The sequence below is a fragment of the Sphingobium sp. genome (genome assembly GCF_033795625.1).
In the GTDB taxonomy this organism is placed as follows: domain Bacteria; phylum Pseudomonadota; class Alphaproteobacteria; order Sphingomonadales; family Sphingomonadaceae; genus Sphingobium.
The window spans coordinates 1-22,320 of sequence record NZ_JARYGI010000004.1 but is presented as its reverse complement, the minus strand read 5'-3'; the positions used below and the strand labels follow the sequence as shown (position 1 = coordinate 22,320).

Annotated in this window: 22 protein-coding genes and 2 tRNA genes; 12 read left to right on the top strand and 12 right to left on the bottom strand. The window is 59.8% G+C overall.

Annotated features, from left to right (window positions below; all coding sequences use genetic code 11):
- Positions 1-25 precede the first annotated feature (25 nt).
- From QHC67_RS03030 to QHC67_RS03015, 4 genes are all read left to right on the top strand, one after another.
- The gene (locus tag QHC67_RS03030) at positions 26-649 is read left to right on the top strand and encodes a 50S ribosomal protein L25/general stress protein Ctc (protein WP_319290816.1); all 624 of its coding nucleotides are present in this window, start codon (positions 26-28) and stop codon (positions 647-649) included.
- Positions 650-730: 81 nt separating this feature from the next.
- Positions 731-1,300, top strand: a complete 570-nt coding sequence (gene pth / locus QHC67_RS03025; protein ID WP_319290815.1) for an aminoacyl-tRNA hydrolase — start codon at positions 731-733, stop codon at positions 1,298-1,300.
- 24 nt (positions 1,301-1,324) lie between these two features.
- Positions 1,325-2,425 (top strand): redox-regulated ATPase YchF, encoded by a 1,101-nt coding sequence (gene ychF / locus QHC67_RS03020; protein ID WP_319290812.1) that lies wholly within the window; start codon positions 1,325-1,327, stop codon positions 2,423-2,425.
- Positions 2,426-2,497: 72 nt separating this feature from the next.
- Positions 2,498-2,956: a MaoC family dehydratase gene (locus QHC67_RS03015; RefSeq protein ID WP_319290810.1), complete on the top strand. Its 459-nt coding sequence runs from the start codon at positions 2,498-2,500 to the stop codon at positions 2,954-2,956.
- A gap of 231 nt (positions 2,957-3,187) precedes the next feature.
- Here QHC67_RS03015 and QHC67_RS03010 read toward each other — a convergent pair whose 3' ends face one another.
- Together QHC67_RS03010 and mutL are read right to left on the bottom strand one after the other, a co-directional pair.
- On the bottom strand, positions 3,188-4,243 hold the full coding sequence (locus tag QHC67_RS03010; RefSeq protein WP_319290807.1) for an acyltransferase family protein: 1,056 nt from the start codon (positions 4,241-4,243) through the stop codon (positions 3,188-3,190).
- Positions 4,244-4,317: 74 nt separating this feature from the next.
- Positions 4,318-6,093, bottom strand: coding sequence for a DNA mismatch repair endonuclease MutL (mutL, locus tag QHC67_RS03005; RefSeq protein ID WP_319290805.1), 1,776 nt, complete (start codon positions 6,091-6,093; stop codon positions 4,318-4,320).
- A 148-nt stretch (positions 6,094-6,241) separates the two neighbouring features.
- Here mutL and QHC67_RS03000 point away from each other — a divergent pair, with 148 nt between their 5' ends.
- The 6 genes from QHC67_RS03000 to QHC67_RS02975 all read left to right on the top strand — a co-directional run bounded on the left by QHC67_RS03000 (position 6,242) and on the right by QHC67_RS02975 (position 12,065).
- Positions 6,242-7,288 carry a rod shape-determining protein gene (locus QHC67_RS03000; protein WP_104953246.1) on the top strand — a complete coding sequence of 349 codons (1,047 nt, stop codon included), beginning with the start codon at positions 6,242-6,244 and terminating at the stop codon, positions 7,286-7,288.
- Positions 7,289-7,302: 14 nt separating this feature from the next.
- Complete coding sequence (gene mreC, locus QHC67_RS02995; RefSeq protein WP_319290801.1) at positions 7,303-8,217, top strand: rod shape-determining protein MreC; 915 nt, start codon at positions 7,303-7,305, stop codon at positions 8,215-8,217.
- Positions 8,214-8,729, top strand: coding sequence for a rod shape-determining protein MreD (mreD, locus tag QHC67_RS02990; protein ID WP_319290798.1), 516 nt, complete (start codon positions 8,214-8,216; stop codon positions 8,727-8,729). Before mreC ends, mreD begins: the two co-directional genes overlap by 4 nt.
- Entirely contained in the window at positions 8,726-10,759 is a 2,034-nt protein-coding gene (gene mrdA, locus QHC67_RS02985; protein ID WP_319290796.1) for a penicillin-binding protein 2, read from the top strand. The genes mreD and mrdA overlap by 4 nt, the downstream gene beginning before the upstream one ends.
- Before the next feature lie 2 nt (positions 10,760-10,761).
- On the top strand, positions 10,762-11,862 hold the full coding sequence (rodA, locus tag QHC67_RS02980) for a rod shape-determining protein RodA (protein WP_413818479.1): 1,101 nt from the start codon (positions 10,762-10,764) through the stop codon (positions 11,860-11,862).
- Positions 11,863-11,989: 127 nt separating this feature from the next.
- Positions 11,990-12,065 (top strand) — tRNA-Lys (locus QHC67_RS02975).
- A gap of 259 nt (positions 12,066-12,324) precedes the next feature.
- Here QHC67_RS02975 and QHC67_RS02970 read toward each other — a convergent pair.
- The 5 genes from QHC67_RS02970 to QHC67_RS02950 all read right to left on the bottom strand — a co-directional run bounded on the left by QHC67_RS02970 (position 12,325) and on the right by QHC67_RS02950 (position 14,758).
- On the bottom strand, positions 12,325-12,768 hold the full coding sequence (locus QHC67_RS02970; RefSeq protein ID WP_319290792.1) for a hypothetical protein: 444 nt from the start codon (positions 12,766-12,768) through the stop codon (positions 12,325-12,327).
- A 1-nt stretch (position 12,769) separates the two neighbouring features.
- A complete protein-coding gene (locus QHC67_RS02965; RefSeq protein WP_319290789.1) occupies positions 12,770-12,934 on the bottom strand; it encodes a hypothetical protein in 165 nt (54 codons plus the stop codon).
- Between the two features lie 53 nt (positions 12,935-12,987).
- Complete coding sequence (locus QHC67_RS02960; RefSeq protein WP_319290787.1) at positions 12,988-13,314, bottom strand: hypothetical protein; 327 nt, start codon at positions 13,312-13,314, stop codon at positions 12,988-12,990.
- A complete protein-coding gene (locus QHC67_RS02955) occupies positions 13,311-13,742 on the bottom strand; it encodes a hypothetical protein (RefSeq protein WP_319290783.1) in 432 nt (143 codons plus the stop codon). Before QHC67_RS02955 ends, QHC67_RS02960 begins: the two co-directional genes overlap by 4 nt.
- A 227-nt stretch (positions 13,743-13,969) precedes the next feature.
- Positions 13,970-14,758, bottom strand: coding sequence for a hypothetical protein (locus QHC67_RS02950; RefSeq protein ID WP_319290782.1), 789 nt, complete (start codon positions 14,756-14,758; stop codon positions 13,970-13,972).
- 564 nt (positions 14,759-15,322) lie between these two features.
- Between QHC67_RS02950 and QHC67_RS02945 the strand changes: the two genes are divergently transcribed.
- Positions 15,323-15,847, top strand: coding sequence for a hypothetical protein (locus QHC67_RS02945; protein ID WP_319290779.1), 525 nt, complete (start codon positions 15,323-15,325; stop codon positions 15,845-15,847).
- 393 nt (positions 15,848-16,240) lie between these two features.
- Here the strand turns inward: QHC67_RS02945 and QHC67_RS02940 are convergent, their stop codons facing one another.
- From QHC67_RS02940 to QHC67_RS02925, 4 genes are all read right to left on the bottom strand, one after another.
- Complete coding sequence (locus QHC67_RS02940) at positions 16,241-18,433, bottom strand: VapE domain-containing protein (RefSeq protein ID WP_319290777.1); 2,193 nt, start codon at positions 18,431-18,433, stop codon at positions 16,241-16,243.
- Positions 18,434-18,522: 89 nt separating this feature from the next.
- A complete protein-coding gene (locus QHC67_RS02935; RefSeq protein WP_319290774.1) occupies positions 18,523-18,660 on the bottom strand; it encodes a hypothetical protein in 138 nt (45 codons plus the stop codon).
- Positions 18,661-18,811: 151 nt separating this feature from the next.
- The gene (locus QHC67_RS02930; RefSeq protein WP_319290772.1) at positions 18,812-19,336 is read right to left on the bottom strand and encodes a hypothetical protein; all 525 of its coding nucleotides are present in this window, start codon (positions 19,334-19,336) and stop codon (positions 18,812-18,814) included.
- Positions 19,333-20,694 (bottom strand): tyrosine-type recombinase/integrase, encoded by a 1,362-nt coding sequence (locus tag QHC67_RS02925; RefSeq protein ID WP_319290770.1) that lies wholly within the window; start codon positions 20,692-20,694, stop codon positions 19,333-19,335. The genes QHC67_RS02930 and QHC67_RS02925 overlap by 4 nt, the downstream gene beginning before the upstream one ends.
- 122 nt (positions 20,695-20,816) lie before the next feature.
- Between QHC67_RS02925 and QHC67_RS02920 the strand changes: the two genes are divergently transcribed.
- A tRNA-Lys gene (locus tag QHC67_RS02920) sits at positions 20,817-20,904 on the top strand.
- A 159-nt stretch (positions 20,905-21,063) separates the two neighbouring features.
- On the opposite strand, the gene QHC67_RS02915 is transcribed toward QHC67_RS02920, so the two are convergent.
- Positions 21,064-22,236 carry a hypothetical protein gene (locus QHC67_RS02915; protein WP_319290767.1) on the bottom strand — a complete coding sequence of 391 codons (1,173 nt, stop codon included), beginning with the start codon at positions 22,234-22,236 and terminating at the stop codon, positions 21,064-21,066.
- Positions 22,237-22,320: the final 84 nt, after the last annotated feature.

Genomic DNA, 22,320 nt, shown 5'->3' with positions numbered 1-22,320 from the left:
CACTTACCAGTTTTGGAGACACGCAATGAGCGATCAGCTTACGCTGTCGGCCGAGGCACGCGATCGGGCAGGCAAGGGAGCCTCCCGCGCTCTCCGCCGCGAGGGCCGCGTACCAGCCGTCATTTACGGAATGAACGAAGAACCCACCATGGTTCACGTGGAGGAGAAGGCGCTGAACAAGCTGCTGGGCACCGGCCACTTCATGAACTCGGTCGTCATGGTCGAAGTCGACGGCAAGGCCGTTCGCACGCTTCCCAAGGACGTCGCCTTCCATCCCGTAACGGATCGCCCGCTGCACGCGGACTTCCTGCGCGTGTCCGAGCATGCCGCCGTGCATGTCAACGTACCCGTGCGCTTCGAGAACGAAGAAGCATCGCCCGGCCTCAAGCGTGGCGGCGTTCTGAACGTCGTGCGTCATGAGCTGGAACTCGTCGTCGATGCGTCGGAAATCCCGGACGACATCGTTGTCGACCTGACCGGCTTCGAAGTGGGCGATTCGATCCACATCAGCGCCGTGACACTGCCCAAGGGCGCGAAGTCGGCCATCGAGGATCGCGATTTCACCATCGCCACCATCGTTGCTCCCTCTGCGCTGAAGAGCAGCGATGGCGGAGCCGCCGAAGCTGCGGAAGGCGAAGCGGCAGCCTAAGCTGCTTGTCCTTCGTGACGCTAACCGAGCCCCGTTCGTTCTGCGCAGAACGGACGGGGTTTGCGTTTGGAGCCTGAAATCATGCAGCTGTGGGTCGGCCTCGGCAATCCTGGTCCGCAATATGCCCTCAACCGGCATAATGTGGGCTTCATGGCGGCCGACATCATTGCGGAATTGCATGACTTCACAGCGCCCAAGCGCCAGTTTCAGGGATGGGCGAGCGAAGGGCGCATCGGTTCGGAAAAGCTGCTGTTGCTCAAGCCTGCGACGTTCATGAACGAGAGCGGGCGCGCGGTGGGCGAAGCGATGCGCTTCTACAAGCTGGAGCCGCAGGACGTGACCGTCTTCCACGACGAGCTGGACCTCCCGCCGTTCAAGGTGAAGGTGAAGCGCGGGGGCGGCACGGCGGGGCATAATGGCCTGCGGTCGATGGACTCCCATATCGGGCCGGAGTTTCGCCGGGTGCGGATAGGCATCGGCCATCCGGGGCACAAGGACCGGGTGCATGGCTATGTGCTGGGCAATTATGCCAAGGCGGAGATCGATCCGTTGTCGGACATGCTGGGCGCGGTCGGCGCCGAGGCGAAGTGGCTGGCGGCGGGTGACGAAGCGCGGTTCATGAATGACGTCGCCATGCGATTGGCGGAATAGAGATTTAAGGCAGGGACCAGGAATATGGGTTTCAAATGCGGTATCGTCGGGCTTCCCAATGTCGGCAAGTCCACGCTGTTCAACGCGCTGACGGAGACGCAGGCGGCGCAGGCGGCCAATTATCCGTTCTGCACGATCGAGCCGAATGTCGGCCAGGTCGCCGTGCCCGATCCGCGCCTGTACGAGATCGCGAAGATCGGCGGGAGCGCCAAGATCATCGAGACGCAACTCGCGTTCGTGGACATTGCGGGCCTCGTGCGGGGCGCGTCGAAGGGTGAGGGTCTGGGCAATCAGTTCCTCGCCAACATCCGCGAAGTCGATGCCATCGTTCATGTGCTGCGCTGCTTCGAGGATGACGACATCACGCATGTCGAGGGGAAGATCGACCCCATCGCCGACGCCGAGACAGTCGAGACCGAGCTGATGCTGGCGGACCTCGACAGCCTTGAGAAGCGCGTGCCCAATCTGGTGAAGAAGGGGCAGCAGGGCGACAAGGAGTCGAAGGCCGCAGCGGCAGTGCTCGGACAGGCGCTGGAGTTGCTCCGTGAGGGCAAGCCTGCGCGCCTCACCAAGCCGAAGGACGAGGAGGAGGAACGCCTGTTCGCGCAGGCGCAGCTTCTGACCAGCAAGCCGGTCCTGTACGTCTGCAACGTCGATGAGGGCAATGCGGCGGAGGGCAATGCGTATAGCGCCCGCGTGTTCGAGAAGGCCAAGGCCGAGGGCGCGAGTGCGGTGATAGTCTCCGCCGCCATCGAGGCCGAACTCGTCACCATGCCGGTCGAGGAACGCGGCGAGTATCTGGAGGCGCTGGGCCTCAAGGAAGCCGGGCTGGCTCGCATCATCCGGGCCGGATACGAACTGCTGGGCCTCATCACCTTCTTCACCGTGGGCCCCAAGGAAGCCCGCGCCTGGACCGTGCATCGCGGGTCGAAGGCGCCGCAGGCGGCGGGCGCGATCCACAGCGACTTCGAGAAAGGCTTCATCCGCGCCGAGACCATGGCCTATGACGATTACGTCAAATTCAATGGCGAAGTAGGCGCCAAGGAAGCAGGCAAGTGGCGCGCGGAAGGCAAGGAATATGTGACGCAGGACGGCGACATCATGCTGTTCCGGTTCAACGTGTGACGCAACTCCAGCGGGTTGACGGGCACGTAACCTGCGCTTAGACCCACTGCATCAGGTTGCAGGTTGAAACGCATGTCCTATTATTTTGAAGATATCGAGATCGGCGTCGTCGAACGCTTCGGCAGCTACACGGTCGAACGCGAGGAGGTCATCGACTTCGCTTCGAAATACGATCCTCAGCCCTTCCACTTGTCGGATGACGCCGCTGCGCGCACCCATTTCGGCCGAGTTGCCGCGAGCGGGTGGCATAGCTGCGGGATGATGATGGCAATGATGGTCGAGCATATGCAGCAACGCCCCGAACGGCAGGAAGCGAGCCTGGGCGCAGCGGGGATAGACGAACTGCGCTGGCTCCAGCCCTGCTATCCCGGCGACGTGCTGCGCTGCGAGGCCGAGGTGGTCGAGAAGATCCCTTCACGAAGCCGCCCGGAGATGGGAATCGTCAAAACGAAGGTGACTGTCTTCAACCAGCGCGACGAGCCGGTGATGACGTTGAAGCCCATTACGATGTGCCGCACGCGCCCCATCTGATCGCGCTCGCGAGGCCATCGAGAGCCGGAAGGTGACAAAGGTGACACTACGTCACCCCCCGCCTCGCCCTGATTGCACTCGTGAAGGGATCGCGACGGCGGACACTGCTGCACAGATGACGTACGACATGAAAATCCTCCAGCAATAAGGCCAGCGAAAGCTCGCCGTCCTGGTTTGGGTCGTTTGGGTATCACGCAATGGCCTACGCATTTTCATGCGCTGTAGGACAGCTTATTTGGTCGCAGTGGCAGGCGTCCCGAGAGGCTGCGCGGGCTTTCCCGGATCTCCCGCGGCGGGAGATGGCCGCCCGCCGAGGAACACGATCTTGACCCAGGTGAACCGCCCGAAGATGCGCCAGGCGAGATAAGGCAAGGCGCAGGAGAAAAACAGCAATATCCAGCTCGTCTCCACCCCCACCCGGCGCAGGGAGAAGTGGATGAACTGATGCAGGCAAAGGATCACGAGCGAAGCCTGCCCCACATTGGAGAGTGCAGGAGCCAGCAGCGGGATTTTGGCGATACCGCGGTACGCCAGCACCGCTAGTCGGGCCATCACCATGCCGAACAGGAGCCCGAGAACCGGCGGACTGACGAAACCGCCCTTGATGCCGATGCGAAACACCTGCCCGAACAGCAACGCGACGATTGCGGCACCGATGACGGCGATCATGGCAAGGCCGATCCACCGGGCGTGCGCACGCTCGCGCTGAAGCAAGTGGCCGAACCAGAACAAGGGGATCGTGAACGGCAGGGTCTCCAGGCTCCAGGGCAGGCTCAGGCCCGGAAAGATGTGCAATATTGCGGTGCCGACCAACAGGATAGCCGCGACGATGCTGACGGGAACGGGTCCGGCGGGGTCCGGATAGCGGAAGGCGAGCGCGTTGTAGGCGATCTGCGTGAACAACAAGGACGTGAGGAACCAGAATGTGCCGAAATCGCCCTTCAATATAGCGCCGCCCCAGAGGAATTGCTCCAGCGACGGCAGGCTGTTTCCGCCCAGCACGAAGTCCCGGGCGAGGACGCCTGACATCACCAGACACAGGAAGGCGACGTACGGCCCGAGCATGGACCGGACCCGGCGCATGGCGAGCTGCATCGGCGGCCGGGGTTTGAACATCAGTCCGGCCAGGGCGAAAAAAGCGGGGATGGACGTCAAACCCAGAGTGGACCTGACCACGCCCGGATCCACCGCGGGGTCGTGAAGCAGGATATGCGTAGCCGCGACGGCAATGATGCCACACCCCTTGCCGACGTCGCTCCATGTCTGCCGCTGAGCCGGTCCTTGCATGGGACCGCGTTAGGCGATGATGGACTGACGGTCGATCAGTAGAAGTGCCTACGGGGACGCCTCGGGTCGAGGTGTCACTTTCGACCGAACAGCTTTTCTATATCGCCATGGCCAAGCTTAACCCATGTCGGTCTGCCATGGTTGCACTGGCCGCTTCGGGGCGTGACTTCCATCTCGCGGAGGAGTGCGTTCATCTCGGCGACGGAGAGCACGCGCCCGGCCCGCACGGAGCCGTGGCAGGCCATGGTGGCGGCGACGTGGTCCAGGCGCTCCTTCAGCGACAATGTGCTGTCATAGGCCGCCAGTTCGTCGGCAAGATCGGTGACGAGCCCATGCACATCGCCCGCGCCGAGCATCGCAGGTGTCGATCGGACGAGCATCGCTGACGGGCCGAAGCGTTCGAGGTCGAGGCCGAATTCCGCCAGTTCGGCAATGCGGCCCTCCAGCCGGTCGCAGGCGGGTTCGTCCAGTTCCACCACTTCGGGGAGGAGCAATGCCTGCGACGCGACCCCTGCCCCGTCCAATGCGCGGCGCATACGTTCGAGCACCAGCCGTTCGTGGGCGGCGTGCTGGTCGACGATGACGAGGCCGTCTTCCGCCTCCGCGACGATATAGGTCTTGGCGACTTGCCCCCGCGCCACGCCGAGCGGGAAGCTCTGGCCCTGCGGCGGAGCTTGCGCGGCGGGTTCGGCGCGGGCCATGGGCGGCGGCGTCAGGAAGGACGTGCGGCGGTCGTGGAGGCTGGGCGCGTAGGGCGCGGGCGTAGAGGCAGCCTCGAAGATCGGCATGGCGCTGATCGGGGTTGGCGAGAGCGGCTCCTGCTGCCACACGGACAGTGCCGCGGGATCGGCGCGCTGGACCGAGCGGAAGCCTGCCTCGTCCAGTGCGCGCTTGATGCCGCTGACGATCATGCCGCGGATCATTGCCGGTTCGCGGAAGCGCACTTCGGTCTTGGCGGGATGGACGTTCACATCGACTTCGCCCGGCGGCAAGTCGAGGAACAGCGCCACCACCGGATGCCGGTCGCGGGCGAGCAGGTCGGCATAGGCGCCGCGTACCGCGCCCACCAGCAGCCGGTCGCGCACCGGGCGGCCATTGACGAACAGGAATTGATGGTCCGCCACGCCGCGGTGATAGGTGGGCAGGCCCGCGACGCCCGCGAGCGCCACGCCTTCGCGTTCCAGCGCGATCACTACATGATTGTCGGCCAGCGCCCGGTCGGTCAACGCGGCCACCCGATCCTCGCGGCTCTCGCCATCCTGCACGCCCAAGGCGCGGCGTCCGTCATGTTCCAGTGTCACGGCAATGTCTGGCCGCGCCATTGCCAGCCGCCGGATCACGTCGAGGCAGGCGGCATATTCGGAGCGGGCGGAGCGCAGGAACTTGCGGCGGGCGGGGACCTTGCCGAATAGCTGCTCGACGCGGATGCGGGTGCCGGGCGGGATCGCGGCGGGGCCTTCGCTCACCAGTGCGCCATTGTCGATGATCCGCTGCCAGCCGTCGCCCTCTCGCGTGCGGCTCTCGATCGTGACTTGCGCGACGCTGGCGATGGAGGGCAGCGCCTCGCCCCGGAAACCCAGGGTCGCGACATTCTCTATGGCGTCGTCGGGCAGCTTCGAGGTGGCGTGCCGCTCCAGCGCGAGGGCCATGTCCGCGCGCGTCATGCCGCAGCCGTCGTCCAGCACTTCGATCCGGTCCAGACCGCCCGCCGCCAGCCGGATGGTGATCCGCCGCGCACCGGCATCGATGGCGTTCTCTACCAGTTCCTTCAGCGCGCTGGCGGGTCTCTCCACCACTTCGCCCGCAGCGATGCGATTGACCAGATGTTCGGGCAGGCGGCGTATTGACATTGGTTAGTGACTAGCCCAATCGAACGCCTTCCGCGACCCGCTGCCCGACATTTTTCCGTATCGAGAGCTGGCTGAGCGCAGGTGGGGAAAATGAGATATCTCGCGGCTGCTGCCCCTTCCGGGTGGGTGGTCTGGACTAGGGAAAAGCATGTCGATCTTTTCGCGTTTATTCAAATTCTCCTCGCAGGACATGGCCATCGATCTCGGCACGGCCAATACCGTGGTCTATGTGCGCGGACGCGGCATCGTTCTCAATGAGCCTTCGGTGGTGGCGGTCGAGACGCTGAACGGGATCAAGCGCGTGAAGGCCGTCGGCGACGACGCCAAGCTGATGATGGGCAAGACGCCCGACAGCATCGAGGCGATTCGCCCGCTGCGCGACGGCGTGATCGCCGACATCGATGTGGCCGAGCAGATGATCAAGCACTTCATAACCAAGGTGCATGGCGGCAAGGCCCGTCCGTGGCGCTTCCCCGAAATCGTGATCTGCGTGCCTTCGGGCTCAACCAAGGTCGAGCGCCGCGCCATTCGCGATGCGGCGAGCAATGCGGGGGCCAGCCAGGTGTTCCTGATCGAGGAACCGATGGCCGCTGCGATCGGCGCCGACATGCCCGTCACCGAGCCGATCGGTTCGATGGTCGTGGACATCGGCGGCGGCACAACCGAAGTCGCGGTGCTCTCGCTGCGCGGGCTTGCCTATACGACATCGGTGCGCGTCGGCGGGGACAAGATGGACGAGGCCATCGTTTCCTATGTGCGCCGTCATCACAACCTGCTCATCGGCGAAGCCACGGCCGAGCGGATCAAGAAGGAATATGGCGTCGCGCAATCGCCCGCCGATGGCGTGGGCGAGACGATTCACATCAAGGGCCGCGATCTGGTGAACGGGGTTCCCAAGGAAATCTCGATCAATCAGGGCCAGATTGCTGACGCGCTGGCCGAGCCGATCAGCACCATCGTCGAGGGTGTGCGCATCGCGCTCGAAAACACCGCGCCGGAACTGGCCGCAGATATCGTCGATCAGGGCATCGTCCTGACGGGCGGCGGCGCGCTGCTGAAAGGTCTGGACGACGAATTGCGCGACGAGACCGGCCTGCCCGTCACCATTGCCGAGGACCCGCTGACCTGCGTAGCCATCGGCACGGGCCGGGCGATGGAAGACCCGATGTTCCGGGGCGTCCTGCAAACCGGCTGAGGAAAGGTTAAGCGATGGCGCGGCCACCCAGCCGGCGCCCCGGCTATGACCGGAAGGCGCAATATGGCTTGTTCGCCGGCTATGTCGTTGCGGTCTCGGGCGCCGGTGTCGGCTTGCTGCTGGTCATCGTCGCCATGTTCGACCCGACGGGCTTTGCCGCGATCCGTTCGGCATCGGGGGAAATCACCCGCCCTATATCCGCGACGCTGCGGCAACTGGTCAGCGGCGTCGGCACGATCGACGAGCAGATCGTCGCCTACTTCCGCGCCGGATCGCAGAATGTCGGATTGCGGCGGCAAGTGGACGCCAACCGCACGCGCCTGATCGAAGCGGCGGCCATCGAGCAGGAAAATATTCGCCTCAAGAAGCTGTTGAAGCTGGTCGAGGACGAGGAGGACGAGGTCGTGGCCGCGCGCCTCATCAGTTCCTCCTCCAGCAGCACGCGGCGCTTCGCACGCCTCAATGCGGGCCGGTCGCAGGGCGTCTATCCCGGTATGCCCGTGCGCGCGCCCGAGGGGCTGATCGGCCGCGTCCAGACGGCGGGACCCAATACCGCAGACGTGCTGCTGCTGAGCGACAGCCAGAGCATCGTGCCGGTTCGCCGCGCCAAGGACAATATTGCCGCCATCTGTACGGGGCAGGACGATGGATCGCTGGAGATCCGATCGCTGAACGCGGGCAATAACCCTTTCAAGCCTGGCGACATCATGGTGACGTCCGGCACCGGCGGTCTCTATCGCCCGAACATCCCGGTCGCCATCATCGTGCGTGTCGATGGGGACAAGGCGCTGGCGGCTCCTCTCGCCAACCCTGCCCGCGTGGAAGCCGTGATAGTGCAGCGCCCCTATGAAGCCACCGTGACGCGGCCGGACCCGGTCGCACCCGAAGCCCCGGCTGCCGTCAACGACTCCGGGCCTGTCGCACCATGACCATACCGCAGGGGCCGCGCCTTGGCGGCAACCCCTCGCGCTTTCGGCTTGAGGGTACGCCTGTCGTTACCGTGATGCTGGGGTCGATGCTCACGTCGCTGCCGATCATTGCGCAATCGCCGGTGCTGCCGCCGCTGGGGCTACTGCTGCTGCTGTCGTGGCGGCTGTTGCGGCCGGAGCTTTGGGCGGCATGGATCGCGCTGCCGCTCGGCTTTTTCGATGACATGATGACGGGACAGCCACTGGGCAGCGCCATGTGCCTGTGGACGCTGACGATGATCGGCATCGATGTCGTCGAGCGGCGGCTGATCTGGAGAGATTACTGGCAGGACTGGCTAATTGCCTCGATTGCCGTTATTTTCTGCACCATCGGCGGCCTCTGGTTCGCGCGGCTGACGGGCGGGGGTGGCACCATCGCGCTTGTCGCCCCGCAGATCCTGTGGTCCGTGCTTCTCTATCCCTTCGTCGCGCGGCAATGCGCGTGGCTCGACCGCTGGCGCATCATGGCATGAAATTTCCCAAGCCGAACCGCAAGACCGTTACCGAAGCCAGCCAATCCTTTACTTTCACGCGCCGCGCCATGGTGGTCGGCGGTATTCAGGGCGGCATGGGGATGCTGCTGGCGGCGCGCATGGCGTGGATCAGCGTCGCGGAAAACGAGAAATACCAGCTGCTGTCGGAGAGCAATCGCGTCAACCTGACGCTCATTCCGCCGCGGCGTGGATGGATCATCGACCGGCACGGCAAGCCGCTGGCGAACAACCGCACGGATTTTCGCGTCGATCTGATACCCGACCGGCTGCGCGACCGGAAAGCCACGGTCTCGACCCTGGCGAAATTGCTCAACCTGCCTGCCGACGAAGTGGAGCGGATCGAGAGCGACATCGACAAGGCCAGCGGGTTCCAGCCGGTGCAGGTCGCGGAAAGCCTGACCTACGATCAGTTTGCGGCGATCAGCGTGCGCCTGCCCGAACTGCCCGGCGTCGCGCCGACGCAAGGGTTTTCCCGTTATTATCCCGCCGGTTCGGCCGTGGGCCATCTGCTCGGCTATGTCGGCGCGGCGTCTGCGAAGGATTATGAGGAGAACAAGGACCCGCTGCTGATCACGCCGGGATACAAGCTCGGTAAGGACGGGCTGGAGAAATCCTTCGACCGGCAACTGACGGGAAAGCCGGGGGCCAAGCGCGTGGAAGTGACGGCGCGCGGCAAGATCGTCCGGGAATTGACGACGCGCCCCGACCAGCCGGGGCACAATATCCAGCTTACCATCGATGCAGGCCTGCAGGAATTTGCCGGGCGGAGGCTGGCGACGCAATCGGGTTCCGTCGTGGTGATCGATTGCCGCAATGGCGACGTGCTGGCGATGGCTTCGATGCCGAGTTTCGATCCTAACAGCTTTTCCGATGGCATCAGCCAGCTTGAATGGCAGATGCTGTCGGACGACGACCATGTCCCCTTGCGCAACAAGACGCTGAAGGGCCTGTATCCTCCCGGTTCGACCGTGAAGCCGATGGTGGCGCTGGCGCTGCTGGAGTCCGGGATCAGTCCGAACGACAGCGTCAATTGCTCTGGAGCGCTGCGGGTCGGCAACACGCTGTTCCACTGCCACAAGCGCCGTGGCCATGGCGGCGTAAATATGGAGCGCGCGATTGCGCAAAGCTGCGACATCTATTTCTACCAGATGGCCCAGCGCGTCGGCATGAATGTCATTGCAGACATGGCGCGGCGGGTGGGCATGGGGCAGAAATTCCCCCTGCCCTTTCCCAGCCAGAGTTACGGCACCGTACCAGACCCGGCTTGGAAGATGCGGAAATACAAAGAAAAATGGCAGGTCTACGACACGGTGAACGCGACCATCGGTCAAGGCTATATGCTGATCAACCCGATCCAGATGGCGGTGATGGCGGCGCGGCTGGCGTCGGGCAAGATGCTGATGCCGCACTTCATGATGGACCAGAAGCGGCCCGAGCCGGCCTCTATCGGTGTACTGCCAGAGCATCTGGTGACGATCCGTCAGGCGATGAGCGCGGTCGTCAATGGCGGCGGCACGGGCGGCGCAGCGCGCATGCAGGTTCCCGGCGTGCTGCTCGCGGGAAAGACCGGCACCGCGCAGGTGCGCCGCATCACCATGGCCGAACGCCGCGGCGGCGTGCGGCGCGACGCTTCGCTGCCGTTCAAGCTGCGCGATCACTCGCTTTTTCAGGGGTTCGCCCCCTATGACAATCCCCGTTATGCGGTCGCCTGCATCCTGGAACATGGCGGACATATGATCCGCAATCAGGATGCCGGACCGATCGCCAGCGATACCCTGTCGTTCCTGTTCGATCCCAAGAAAGCCATGGAAAAGCTGGTGGCGCTTGAGAAGGAATGGGGCGGCACTCCCGCCGAGCGCATGAGCGCGCAGATGGCGACATTCCGTGCCGCAAAGGGGCTGGAAACGACGCTCTCGCCCGAAGCGATGAATGCCGCCAATGCCACCGTGGCGACCGTGGCCAATTCGATGACGGCGAGCGACAACGCCGTGCCGGAGCAACCCGATTGAGCATGATCCCAGCCCCCATCGCGGCGCTGCCGTGGCGCGTCATGCTGCTGCTGACGGCCATCGCCCTGTTCGGCGTCGTCGTGCTCTACAGCGCGGCGGGCGGAAACATCACGCCCTGGGCCGTCAATCAGGCCGTGCGGTTCTGCATCTTCATGGGATTGGCGCTGGCGATCTCCCGCGTGCCACTCTCGACGATCAGCAACTTCGCGTTCCCGCTCTACGGCGCGATTCTCATCGCGCTGGTACTGGTCGAGTTGATCGGCGGCGTCGCGGGCGGCAGCCAGCGATGGATCAACCTGGGCTTCATGCAGTTGCAGCCCTCCGAGTTCATGAAGCTCGCCATCGTGCTGGCGGTGGCGCAATTCTATGCGCGATTGCCGGTCGGCGAAGTGCGGACGTGGAATGCGATCTGGCCGGCGCTGACGTTGATCGGCCTGCCCTGGGCGCTGGTGCTGGTGCAGCCCGACCTTGGCACCGCTACGATGATCCTGGCGGGCGGCGTCACCGTGATGTTCCTGGCGGGCCTGCCGCTGCGCCTGTTCGTTGGAACAGCATTGGCGGGCGCGGCGATTATCCCGATCGCGTTCAGCTTCCTGCATGACTATCAGCAAAAGCGCGTGCTGATTTTCATGGACCCGGAGAGCGATCCGCTGGGTGCAGGCTATCATATCAGCCAGTCGAAGATCGCCATCGGATCGGGCGGCGTCTTCGGCAAGGGCTTCCTGAACGGCACGCAGAGCCATCTCGATTATCTTCCCGAGGGGCACACCGACTTCGTATTCGCCACCATGGCCGAGGAATGGGGGCTGGTCGGCGGCGTGCTACTGATCGTCGCTTTCCTGTTCGTGTTCCGCTGGGGCATCCGGGTGTCGCTGCGCACCGAAGACAAGTTCGCACGCCTGACTGCGGCCGGCCTGACGACCACCATCTTCTTCTACGTCGCGATCAACCTGATGATGGTGATGGGTCTGGCGCCTGTCGTGGGCATCCCCCTGCCCTTCATGTCCTATGGCGGATCGTCAATGCTGACGGTCATGCTGTGCATCGGCCTGATCATGTCCATCGACCGCTCCCGCCGCCAAAGCCGCCGCGACTGGGGCTGAACAACGCTCTGCCGTCGCAAATTGTGCGGCAGGGTGAAATTGGGACTTGCAAAGCCCCGCCATGATGGTAATTGCCGCGCCCTGACCAACGGAACCGCCGGTCTGCGGCGGCCCCTCCAGGCAATGTGGACGCATAGCTCAGTTGGTAGAGCAGCTGACTCTTAATCAGCGGGTCCTTGGTTCGAGCCCAAGTGCGTCCACCATATTTTCAATGACTTAGCGGCAACGTGAGGCCTTTAAAAGTCTCCGGGTAACAGTCGGGGTAACGCACCGACGTGTTAGGCTGCGTTATACGCTTGGCTGCTGAATTAGCGGATTATATTTCAGAAAGGTCAACGTCGAAGAAAGCGTTTGGTGTGCGATGGAGAAAGTTCGGAAACCTTTACCCGATGTGATACCCTCGTCACCTAGGTTTCACGCAAGATACGAACAAGCAATTAGCCATTACGCTGAAGTTTCGTATTATCGATTAAGCCAAGCCTCTCGCAATTCAGAAAATTCTGCGGGATGCTGTGACCGGACCAGACCAAGAAAGTAGCTTTGTTCGCCCGCTGCCTGTGCTTCCAATTCCGGCACCATCGCGCGGCAGGACGCTTTTAGCGTTTCAATCAAGTAGCATGTTCCTTCTTTAAAAAGGCGCATGAACGCATTGCCGAACTGGTTTACAGTAAGGCCGGGCCGATCGGTGAACAGCCAGTCTGCAACTTCTACCAAGCCCCATCCATCAATGTGCAGCGTATCATTGCGAATACCTTTGCGGTCGCTGTGTAAAACAGCGTCCATTTCTTCGACTTGAACAGCGTGTGGATTAATCTCCCGCACCGTGTTCCGCTGGATAAGGCGAACGTCAAAAGTGTCAGATAACGCGAGATAGAGGTTCGGTTTGCGAACGTAGATGATTTTCATCTTATGCGCCTTCCGCGATACCGCGACCGCAGTGGAAATCGGGTGCCAGCTTGTAAGTTGTGCCATTCGCGACGATCGACACGTTTGCAAATTCACCTTTGCCGCCGGTCCCGTTGGCAAGATAGCTCGTTATTGCGCTGACTTGATTTCGTTCGTCGATCGTCAATTTTATCCCCTGAAACGGATCGTACAAGACAGCTTTGGTCAACAATGGTATGATCATTTCCTTCCTTCGTTGAGATAATCGCGGTAAATTTCCGCCGCGTCGGTTTCACTAATTCCGGCAGGCAAAGTTGGAGCCGGGCCATCAATCAAATTCCTAATTTCAGTGGGTAATTGTGGCCCGTTCTCACCTTCTAACATCGCGGCATACGCATGATCAGCTTGTGCAAAACGTGCGATCCATGCTTTGCGGTCGATCATCCACTTATCGAACCATTTGCGGTGTTCAGCCGTAAGGTTAGCGATGCGCATTTCCCGGCTGTTCGGCGGGCAAATCAGCGCCCCGATGCGTTCAATGCGTTTGAGGAACGACCGGCTGTTCATTTCCGGCGCTCCGCCAAGGCTTCCTCTAGTTCTTCGATCCGGCGTTCGATCTCGTCGAAATCACGAACGGACTTAAGTTTCTCCAAGGCTGATGCTGCAATCTGTGCCTCCGCAGGCGTAATTGCCCCTTCGATCATGGCCGCTTCGATGGTTGCGGCTGACACATCGTCGCCAAATTCAATCGTTCGGCCATGAGCCTTTGCGGGAAGAACGTGCGCCAAAACTATCTCTGCCGCGCGCAGATCATTATCGGCTAAACGCGCACGCAGGACGGCTACCGCTTCGTTGAAAAGGTCGGTAACTGCCTTCAGGCTGGTGCGACTGACCCTATTGCGTGCGCCGGGTTGCCGTCCGCCATTGCCCGGCGCGAACTGGCCCAGATTGTTGCGGCCCGTTAAAATAGGGCCATCAGCGGTAGAGAGGGACATAAGCTAAACCCATTTTACTGTGCGGCCATGGGCCGCGAGAAAAGCCGCCACGTCGGCAGTTCGATAATCCGATAAGCGCCCCCGATAATGAGCAGCGGGAAAGCCGTGACAGCGCCGATAATTGTATAGCGATTGACGGGTAGCGTTCAGCGCATCTCGAACTGCCGCCGCTGTCATGGTCGCAGTTGTGGGAAGCACAACTAAAGGGGGCAAACGCGGTCCAGCCATCATGCTTCCACCTTCTGCGGAGCGGTAAGTAAGTCGAAGGCCGCGTTCACGTTAAGATCGCAGACTAAAGCCACCATCGTTGTCAGCCCTTGAAGTGCCTGCTTAACTCCATCGACGATTTCGTTGCGCGCACGGTGGCGACGTAATGCTTCGTCAGCGGCGCGCTCTACAGCATCTTCGTCCACCCCCGTTGCTAGCGGATCATGCGCCGAAGGCTTGCGGGCGTAGTCCGCTGATAGTCCGGTGCTGCGCACGAAGTTGAGTTTCGCGTAACGCTCTTCCGCCTGCCCCCATATTTCAGCCGGAACGCTGGCACGCTCTTGTCCAGCTTCTATGATCGCATCCAACCGATCAACGTCCGCGTTCATGATCCACGCTGCCTTGTCCCCAACGCTGAGAGAAGCAAACGTATCTCGGTCCTGCTGTCGCAGTGCCGCCGTGGTGGGATTTGCAGGCGGGACAGTCAGCATCCGCGCCCAAGCGGCGTCGATTGCCTGCTGTTCCGCTTGACCCGCTGCCTGTAGCTGTTGTGCCGGGTCGGAGAGATCAAGGACTACAAGCGCGCGCAGCTTCTCGATGCGCGCAGCGGGCGTGAAAGTGTCGATGATCCCGGAGGCACCTTTGCAATAAGCTGTGGCTGCATTGCGTACCCTAATAGCCGGTTCGCGAACCGGGCTATCCTGCGCTTCAAGTTCGGTGGGCATAGCCATTACTGCCCGCCGATCGCCTCTATCGGTGGTAGCCGTAATGATCGCTGCCCGTGCTGTCGTGGAATATAGAAACTGCATCTGATGTATCCTAACCTATACGCTTGGACACAAGATCAGCATTAGGATAGCCATTGTCAAATGAAAACTATATGCTTTGGTAATTTATCATAGTGGAAGGTTTTACTTGGTTTAACATTGACGAACATCGGAACAATTACTTTAATGACCATTCGATATTCCAGATTGCCGACCGACAGACGTTTTGATTGGTGATTTATCAATCGATCAAATTCGAAAAGTACACAACATCAGGTGCATCAGGTCGCGCCGTTGCGGACGGTTACTCCGGTTAGTTGCACAAAGTTTAGCAACGGTTCGAACGGCTGTTCACAAGGTTATCATCGCGCCCAAGGTTTGAGTTTTGATATCCTGCTGATTTGTGGCATCGCGCGAACGCGACGCGTAAATCCGCGCCGTGGAGGCTGGTAATCTCCCTAGCACGTAGACCGGTCACATGCGTGGCCGGGCGGCGGGCGCGCATGTCCAAGGCTTCGGCCCAAAGGCGTCCGCGCCTTGTGCTACGTGCGAGGATTACCACGCCCGGCTGCAAACCGGGTTAGTCTCCTAACTAAGGAGACAGAAATGAACGTCACTAAAAGAATTGCGCTGCCAGCTTTGGCATTCACGCTTCTGGTTTCGACCACTCATGGGACCGCCGCGCCGGACTTCCTTGCAGCTAATACCGGTTTCGAACAATTCGCACGAATGGTGCATTCTGCCGGGACATGCGGGCGTCTAGGTTATCAAGTGGATCGCGACGGACTTACAGGTTTTGCTGAAACCTTGATATCAGACGCCGTAATGGATGGGATTGCTGCTGCTGACGCAGACACGATTCTCGATGGCGCATTGCAGCGTGAGCGCGACAACCAAAGCCGATTGGTCGAAGCCGCTGCGGACACACATGGGCTTAGCACCACGCCCGCCGAAGCCGCCGCTACCCTTAGCGCAAGAGCGCACAAGTTTGCTGATTACTGGACAACGCGATGCGCTGATCTTGCAAAAGACGGCACTGGTGCTCGCTTTTTTCGGCCTGTTTCCTCCACTGCGACTACGAACGCGCGCAACAGCTTCATCGCGGACGTTGAGAAGAAACTGAGAAACTAAAGACTCAATGCACCGTGGAGCGGTTGACCACCAATCAACGGGTCACAGTCATCATTACATTGAAAATCAACGCTCTATGCGAAACAACCGGTGCGATTGAACGACAAGGGTAACGGTCGGGTAACGCTGCGTTGCTTTTTCGCGATGATCGCTTTCGGAGCGGCACCGCTGTCACCAGAAGCATGGCGAGTAGTGGTGATACAAGAGGGTAGTTTTTACGCCCTTTCCACCACTGTCACCACTGTCACCACTAGTTCTGATGATAACTGTTAAATGGGGAAGTAGCTAAATGCCAGCCTGTCCGCTGCGTGTGAGAATATATAGAGAACGAGGGTGTGACAGTGGTGCGAGTGGTGACGAGCCGTCAAAATCACGTCCAAAAGGTGGTTGTAGCTAATCCTTGACGTATCGCCATCGCCGTTCCTCGCCAAAACGAATTTGGCGGCGTGTATATCCGGCCCGTTTTAAACAACTTGCTACTCGCCTGTTTATGGTCGCGTTGTGCTTCTCAAAGGTGATCCCAAGGATAGTCAAACAAACCTGTTCAATGGTAATAGGCAGGCTCCCGTAAACCGCTAGCCGTGACGAAATGAATTCCTCCCAAGGATCGCGCTCCCGCCGTCCATCCTGTTCCGTATGTGCAAGCCGCTCTTGGTCGCCTTCGAGCCACCAATGTTCGCCAACCTGATAGCGAAACACGGCTTCCGCCCAAAGTTGGTCGCGATCCCGCCGGATGGCCGCACCGTCAATCGTGCCGCATGTAATCGGCCAAAATCGACGGTTGCCGGTTTGGTCGCGAAGATATTCCGTTTCGTTAGTCGATCCGGCAAAGATACATTGGCGCGGCACGTTGATCGTCGCTCGACCGTATGGCGGTCGGTAGGTGCCAATCTGTCGCGACGCGTAGGATTTCACGGCGGTCACTTCGGCCCGGTTCATGCGGTCCAGTTCGGCAATCTCTATCAGCCATTTTCCACTTAGCTGTATTTCCGCGTCTTTGGTTGAAAGGTCCGGCATTTGATCGGTGAACCAATCGTTGCCGACAAGCGAACGTAAAGCCGATGACTTTCCAGCGCCTTGCGCGCCCTCCAAGATAAGCATCGTGTCGGCTTTGCATCCGGGTTCTTTGATCCGTGCGACCGCGCTAATCATAAATTTGGTGCTGATCAATTCAGAATACGCTGTGTGTGCCGCGCCGAAATATCGTGATGCAAGTGTAGGTAGGCGCATGATGCCATCCCAACGAATTTGGTTCAAATAGTCGCGAACAGGATGGTATTTGTTGCGTAAAGCGATGAACCGCACCGCATCGAATACCGTTTCTTTGGATGGTTTAATGAACGTCGCTTCAAGTGCGGCCTTGCAACCGTGTGTATCGTTGTCGGTCCACTCGCGAGGATAGATTGTATCAACGCTATCCCAAGGGACTTTCCCTATAATCATGGTGCGATCGGAAAATTCATTGTGCGCCACCTGCCAACCGATTTCCGCAAGATGCTTGGTGCAGACAACGGCCGATGCCTTGTTAGCGTCATCTGCATTGAACGTTGCCCAAAAATCCACCGGCGCAGCGTTGGCAGCCGGGACCATCGGCAAGTTGTGAACCGTGCCATCGAACACAATGGTCGGGAAACGACGGACAAGCGATGACCAACCGAGGGTCGTTTCCCTAATCGAAAGCCACTGCTTGTCGTTCTCAGCAAGGTCGTTGCCTTCAAATCGAGCGCACCACTGATCCCACATCGCTCGCAAGGATGCTTCGTCGGCGTGCGTCCATCCGGCTTGCTTGATCGCGGCGGTGATTGCGATCCATTCTCCCCTATCAAGATCATTGGGATCGGCCGAATCGAAGGCGCGCTGAATATGTGCGAGCGATGGCGCGGCAAGCGATGGATCGCCTAATTCATGCCGTACGCCGATTGCAATGCCAAGATCGGGGACGTTGACTAGAGCATCGTTGAGCATCGCAACTAAAGGAAGTGATCCAAAGCCGCGAAGCGCCCCAACTGTGACTAGATGTGGCGCATCCGGTCGCTTGAGGTGTAATGTACCGGGAAGGCGTAGAACGCGCGAAGGGTCAATTACGCTCTTGTCGCCGTCGAAATGCTGACGAAGGCGGCGGTTGATCGAGGTGGCATATTCGTTCCCTATATAGGGTTGAATAATCCAGTATAAGTGCGCCTTGCCGGGGCTTGTTTGCACCGCGAACGATGGTGGTGGCGTCCAAGCCGCCGCGCGCTCATAATTTTGTTGAGCACTGGCGTTGTCCAAATCGACCGCATGGGCACGGATTGCAGCGACGTTCTCAAGCTTATGCCCCTGCCCGTCCATTTCGTTGATGTTGATGAACGCGCCGAACCCTTGCGCCTGATGGCCGATGATCACCGGCCACAGTTGCAACAATCCCCCACGCATCGGGATCGCTGGGCGCGCCCGGTCGGTATCGTGGATCATTCGAACCTCGATATTGACATTGGACGGATCGCGCCCCGTCAACGCGGCAACATAGCAAAAGGCCATGTTGTAGTCTTGCGCAGGCGCAAGCGGCCGGTTGTCGTCACCGGCGACATTCGGTATGATACTCATTGTGCGATCCCGGCCCGGCGCGCTCTGCCAAGCGTTGCCGGGCTGTTTGATTTAAGGTGTACGCGGCATTCGCCGCGATCGTTGCGGCGTTAAGCGGCGATTTGTTCGCGCGAGCGGGCTTCCCACCATTCGCGAATTTCGCCCTCGCGCCAGTAGCGACGACGGCGGATATAGATCGGCTGGGGAAATGCCGTGGCGGGATCGTTCAACCACCGCCAAAGTGTCATGTCTGTGACGCCACATAGCGTCCGTACAGCCGAAGCTGGCATGTAGCGATTTTGGTCCATAGCGTTACCCTTTGTTCGAAAGTAGTAACGCTCAGTAAGCGGCGTGGCGCAGACGGGCCAATCGAGGCGTGCAATACAAACCTCGTTGATACTACACGTGCGGATATTTTAGCAGTTTAGTCCGAAGTTCGCGGAGCATATTTTCAATTGTCTCGACCGAAACATTCAATGATCCGGCAGCACGCACAATTACTTCCTTCGCGCGGCTTTCTAGCATTCTCTTGATTTGAAGCGGCTCCACGCCGTCACGATCCGCTTTGATGTCAATCGATCTGCGATGCGGCCGATCTTTGTCCGAGAGATCGATTTGGTCACCCGTTTTAAGTTCGTTAATAAGTCCTAGTACAGCCGAAATGCTTCCCGCCATTCGCATCCTCTCTGCCGCTGCCATCTTAAGCTTTGCGGCGGCTCGAAGGTTCGGCTTGCGAGTTCCTGCGATGATCATAGCAAGCGCGGGGCGCAATTCTTCCGGTATCGGTTTGTCACTGCTCATCAAATGAAAAAGCGGCTCGATATCGTTGTAATCGAAAGCGTCTATGGCAACGATCCACTCCCACGCGGCGTCGATGCGCGGATCAAGGCAGTCGTCGCCGAAGCCAAGATTCGGGGCGGTCATGCCGCTTCCTTTGCGGTGGTTTGGTGCTTCAACATTGACAAATAACGACGCCATCGCTTCTCATCGCCGTGGATAGCAGTAATGAACGTGCGTCGATCCCGCGTGCGTCCATATGCAAGTCGCACCGCTTCATCGGTGATCACGTCGTGAACGAAGCGATCCCATGCCGTAATCGCTCGCGCTTTTTCCTCGAAATAATCATGGCGATTGTAAACGGCTGCCACGCCTTTGATCGAACCGCTTTTGTGGTTCAACACCGCCTCAACGACGTGGATTGGTTCGCCCAACTCGGCCATGCCGGTTGCAACTGTTCGCCTAAGATCATGCAAGGTCCAAGGCGCATTAAACTCCAAAGCATCGTCTAACCGGGCCTTCGCCTTACTGAACCCTGATACCGGAGTTTCGCCCGTGGTGCTGAATACGATGCCTTTTTTGCCGATCCGCTTCACGCCATCGATCGTTGCAATGAAACTGTCGGTGATCGGGACGATGTGAGCCTTGCCGTTCTTAGCGCGATCGGCGGGGATCGTCCAAGTCATGCGATCGCGATCAATCTCGCTATCAGTCAGCCCGGCAATTTCCTCGCGTCGCTGTCCCGACAACATCAAAGCCCGGACCAGCGGGCCGAACGGCTCACCTAGATCATACGTCGCGCGCCAAAGCGCCTCCACTTCGATCCACGAAAGCACGCGATCACGGGACGTTTCAGCACTCGGCATGGACAACCCGCCGCATGGGGAGATATCCAACACGCCCCGTCCGACTAACCAATTGAAGAATTTTCGCAGTGTCGCGAATACGCGGTTTGCCATGATAGGCTTGCCAGCTTCAACGAGGCGATCGCGCATACCGACGATATCAGCCTTGGTTATTTCATCGATCCGCTTCGCACCGATCACCGGTAGAATTGTGGTATTGAATTGGCGCTCCGTCTCCCGCCAAGATCGGTTTTTCGGCTTACAGTATTGCTCCACAAACCGGCTGGCATGCTTACGCACCAAGTGCAGTTCGGGATCGGCGGGAGGGGCTTTTTCCGCGATCTTGACCAAGCCGGGATCACGACCACCAGCGACAGTCAGCTTAGCTGTTTGCGCCGCCGTGCGCGCTTCGCCTAGCGTATGGGGGCTTCCCAGCGGTAATGGACCGCTAACCGGATCATCGCGATTCACCAACACCGGGCCAATGGTCAGCTTCCTCGGACGACCTTCGAAGCGATAGCGTAGCGCCCAAGATTTCATGCCGGATGGCTGCACCACCAGAAAAAGGCCCCGCGTGTGACCATCGGGGATTTCTACCCGCTTGCCGTCTGCATCCGACCGCGCCGCTTCAACACCCTTTACTGTCAACGCCTTCGCCATGAAAATCCTTTGGGGTAACGCAGGGGTAACGGATCAACCTTGATAGGCGGAGTTACCCGGTGTGACTAACAAGGCATAACATAAGCCCGAAATCGATGCATTTCTAGCGTTTTCTAATGGTTGGACGTTTTGATTTGTGAGGGTGCGATATGGTCAAATCTATGACTCTTAATCAGCGGGTCCTTGGTTCGAGCCCAAGTGCGTCCACCATATTTTCAATGACTTACGCCGACTTACTTCTGAAAGCCTCAAGTCGTGTCCGTCTGGTGTACGTACCTCTGAGCCTGCTCCTACGTGCTACTTTCTTCTCCCCGGCAGCCGGAATATTCGCCGTCTGCCAAAAGAAGTCGCTTATAGGTTATACGATACTCACGCTCCGTCGGCCTCAGACATCCGCATATCATCCAACATTTTTCCGGTGAAATCACATTGAGCGTCGTATTCCAACTGGAGGCCAAAGCCGTTTTTGGCTTTGAACGACATTAGCAGTTCCGTCTTCCCACTGCCCCTATCACGGAAGTCATAATCGAGGGCTGGGAACTCGACAGTCGAAGGATGGGAAGCGCTGGCCAGTATGGCGCTCTTGCAGACCTCAATGGCGGCAAACTTGTCTATCGGCTTGATATCCTCGAAGCTACGGCCATTGCTGGCATCCTCTGGTGAGAAATCGAAGGACAGCATTTCGCCGTCACTTTTCCAACACGGGATGGAGAACACTGATTTTCTTCCGACCTTGTTCATGACGAGCGATGAGTGATCGAGGGCTTGGCAGTCGGATCGTTGTTCCATGATGTTGTTCATGATCTTCACAGCGGCGGAGCGGTGCGGCAAGCTGCCCTCCGGCCACTCAAAGTCAGCAGACTGATAAATCCTCCGGCCGGAAGCGCTCGTGGGCACCTTGCGCAATGCTGACGTGGGAACCCAGCCCTCTAGAGGCCCATGGTCCTGCGACGACGTCAGGACGCGGACTTGCGACCACTTGCCTGCCCTGCACGTTTCGCGAACCGTCGCGTCCCCTTCCAGCGGCACCGGAAGGCGTGTGCCGCTAACATTCATCATGACCGGCGAAGCACCAGTTCGGGGCTCCGACACGAACGTTGTTTCGCTATCTGCTACCACGCCAAAGTCCGTTCGCGCGACGATGCCATAATCAGCACACTTGCTCCCCCGCTTGGCCTCCGGGATGTGCGCCACAGACGCGACTTCCTTTGCAGGAGCCGCTGCTTCTTGCTTAGGCCAAAGGGCAACCGCAATTACGACCATGAAGGCCCCGGTGATGAAGCGGCCGAGGTCTGAAAACGATCTCTTCCCCTGAGCAGCTTGAAGGCGATGCTGACGCGTCCAGCCCATTAGTGCAGCCAGCGCCAGAAAGAGGGCTGACAGGACACCTCCGTACACCAGCAGCACTATGGCTGCCATGATCAGCGCGACGACAGAGAGGCGCTCCGGCCAGTCCAATTTAGCACCAGCCACTGCAACGGGGCGCAACGGCTGCTGTGCGGAAGGACTGTGATCGGACTGTGCTTTCTCTTTGCGATCCACGACTTAACAGGGTGCGGAAATAGGGTCGTTCGGGGATCGATCTGAGGACTTCGACAGTTTGACGTCGGTCATTTGAAGCGTTTT